The organism is Terriglobus sp. YAF25, from assembly GCF_052113305.1.
GTDB lineage: Bacteria > Acidobacteriota > Terriglobia > Terriglobales > Acidobacteriaceae > Terriglobus.
In genome coordinates, this window is record NZ_JBFRCY010000641.1 from 1 (window position 1) to 2,721 (window position 2,721).

Annotated in this window: 4 protein-coding genes; 2 read left to right on the forward strand and 2 right to left on the reverse strand. The window is 58.3% G+C overall.

Annotated elements, in window-relative coordinates:
• Positions 1–241: 241 nt before the first annotated feature.
• Positions 242–601 carry a carboxypeptidase-like regulatory domain-containing protein gene (locus AB4043_RS21645; protein WP_442300640.1) on the reverse strand — a complete coding sequence of 120 codons (360 nt, stop codon included), beginning with the start codon at positions 599–601 and terminating at the stop codon, positions 242–244.
• 124 nt (positions 602–725) lie between these two features.
• Between AB4043_RS21645 and AB4043_RS21650 the strand changes: the two genes are divergently transcribed.
• Together AB4043_RS21650 and AB4043_RS21655 are read left to right on the forward strand one after the other, a co-directional pair.
• A complete protein-coding gene (locus tag AB4043_RS21650) occupies positions 726–1,553 on the forward strand; it encodes a rhomboid family intramembrane serine protease (protein ID WP_442300641.1) in 828 nt (275 codons plus the stop codon).
• 13 nt (positions 1,554–1,566) lie between these two features.
• Positions 1,567–2,514 (forward strand): aldo/keto reductase, encoded by a 948-nt coding sequence (locus AB4043_RS21655; RefSeq protein WP_442308054.1) that lies wholly within the window; start codon positions 1,567–1,569, stop codon positions 2,512–2,514.
• Between the two features lie 74 nt (positions 2,515–2,588).
• Here AB4043_RS21655 and AB4043_RS21660 read toward each other — a convergent pair.
• On the reverse strand, positions 2,589–2,721 hold a 133-nt coding region (locus AB4043_RS21660; protein ID WP_442303008.1), incomplete at its 5' end, for an integrase core domain-containing protein.

A 2,721-nucleotide genomic window follows, 5' to 3' on the forward strand; every position in this document is an offset into this window, starting at 1 on the left:
TCGCCAGAGTGGATTAGGGCATAGGTAGACGATTTGTTGCCAACATGACAAAAGCCCCGCAAAGCGGGGCTTTTTCTATGGCTATCAATCTTTGTTTGTCATTTCGTCGCGATGGGGTCCCCGGACAGCTCTGCTGTCTGGGCAAAGCGGAGCGGGAAATCTGCTTTTCAACCGCGATTTCTAACTCGGGCATACCTGAAAAGCAGATCCCTTCGGGATGACAACTAAAAAGGGGATTTGCCTAGTTGACCTTCAGGTTGATTTGGAAGGCATTCTTGCTGTCGAAGGAGCTGACCGTCTTGGTGTTGCTCTTCTTGCCCTCGTGCACGGCCCACAGCTCGTAATCGGTGTTTTGGGAGAGCTGGCCGAAGCGGTACGCCCCGTCTTCACTGGTGATAAAGCTCTTTACGGACTGGGTGCGGGTGTCCTTCAGATAGACCACGGCCCCCTTCAGGGCGCCGTCAGAGCCGTCGATGACCTTGCCTTCCACAGTGCGCTGCTTCTGCTGTGCCACGGCAGCGGTCGGCGTTGCAATCGGCAGAGCAGCCGCGGCAGTGAGGCCGGCGGCGAGGACAAGGCGAATTAGGGACGGGCGACGCATATCACTGAGTATAAACACCCGGTAAAGCCGGAAGATGCGGTGAATCGTTCCGGGCGGCCGGCCGGCAGAAGAGTCCTCGGGAAGGCCGGGACGGGGGCTAGGCCGCTGTGATGAAATGGAGTGCATGCGCAGCACCGGACCCATCACGCTGAACCTTCCACACTTTTCCGGCGCGACCCGCAAGCTCATCCTCATCCACCTGGCGTCCTTCTTCGGTTTCCTTGTGCTGGAATGGGCAGCCCGGGATATCGCGCACCTGCTGACCGGATATGTAGTGCTGGTGCCGCAGAGCGTCTTCCACGGCCACGTCTGGCAACTGCTGACCTTCATCTTCTACCCGATTGGTCTTCTGGGGATGATCTTCGCCCTACTCTCGCTGTGGTTCCTCGGGGTGTGGATGGAGGGAACCTTCGGCAGCCGGCGTCTGGTCGAGCTCTATCTATTCACTGCCGTTGGAGCGGGGCTGCTGGCTTCGGCGATCTGCTACACGCATGTCTTCGGGTTGCGCCCGGATCTTGTCGCCGCCGGTCCATGGCCTGCGGTCATGGGGCTGATGACAGCGTTTGCCTCGTTGATGGGCGACAGCGAGATGTATGTCTTCTTCGTCATCCGGATGAAGGCGAAGTATGCGGTCTCCATCTTTATCCTGTTGCAACTGGCAACGGTGATTCAGGGTGGCGATCGTCTTGGTGCTTTGGCCGAGCTCTGCGGAGCCTTGTGCGGTTGGCTCTACTTCAAGTTCGCGCCGACGCGTGGGTTGGTCTATGGCGCCAGCGAGGGGTATTTCGGCTTGCGCAATGGCTACTATCGCTGGAAGCGCCGCCGGGCCGCACGTAAGTTTGAGGTCTACATGCGCAAGCAGAACCGCGTGGTGAAGTTCGATGAAGAGGGCCGTTACATCGCGCCTGATGACGAGCGCCGCGATCCTCGCGACAGAAAGTGGATGAACTGAGGAGAACGTTGGGATGGAGAAGAAGCAGCTTGGCCGTTCGGGCCTGATGGTTTCACCGATCTGTCTGGGTGGCAATGTGTTCGGTTGGACAATCGATGAACAGAAGTCCTTCACCATCCTGGATGCATTTGTCGATCGCGGTTTCAACTTCATCGACACGGCTGATGTCTATTCGCGCTGGTTCCCGGGCAACAAGGGAGGCGAGAGCGAGACGATCCTCGGCAACTGGTTCGCCCGCAGCGGCACACGCGACAAGGTCGTGCTCGCCACCAAGGTCGGCATGGAGGTCGCCGAAGGAAAGGGTCTGCGCAAGGCACACATCGTGAAGGCCGTAGAGGGCTCTCTGCAGCGGCTGCAGACGGATTACATCGATCTCTACCAGGCGCACAYGGATGATGTAGAGACGCCTCTGGAGGAGACGCTTGGGGCCTTCGCATCGCTGGTGCAGGCCGGGAAGGTGCGTGCGATCGGCGCCTCGAACTACAGCGGCAAGCGTCTTGCCGTCGCTCTGGATATCGCCAAACACAACGGCTTTCCGAGATACGAGTCGATCCAGCCGCACTACAACCTGGTTGTGCGCCAGGAGTACGAAGAGGGCGTAGAGCCGGTGGTGGACAAGCACAACATCGGTGTCATTCCTTACTTCTCGCTCGCTGCCGGATTTCTTACCGGGAAGTACAAGTCAAAGGCAGACGCGGAAGGCGCAGCACGCGCAGGTTATGTGACCAAGTACTTCGACGAACGTGGAGAGCGCATTCTGAAGGCGCTTGCGGAGGTATCCGCATCAACAGGAGCCAAGCAGGCAACGGTAGCGCTGGCGTGGTTGTTGAGCCGCCGTACTGTTACTGCTCCCATTGCGAGTGCAACGAGTCTTGAGCAGCTGAATGAAGTGCTGGCCGCAGGCGAGTTGAAGCTGCATCGTGATGACACGGTGAAGCTGTGTAAGGCGAGCGCGCTGTAAGGCAGTTGCTGGTTGCTAGTTCCTGGTTGCTAGTTGGAATATTCGCCGCCCATTCACTGGGTGCCTGTAGGAGGTCAAGAGGTTGTTGACATCTGGAGCCTGCTGATGGGCGGGCGTAGGTTGAGGCTAGCATGAGGTCTTTGTTGGTTGTAGAAGTCTGTCCAAGGGGCGAGTTGGGTGTCTCTTTGTTCTGAGTTTTCCCAGTGA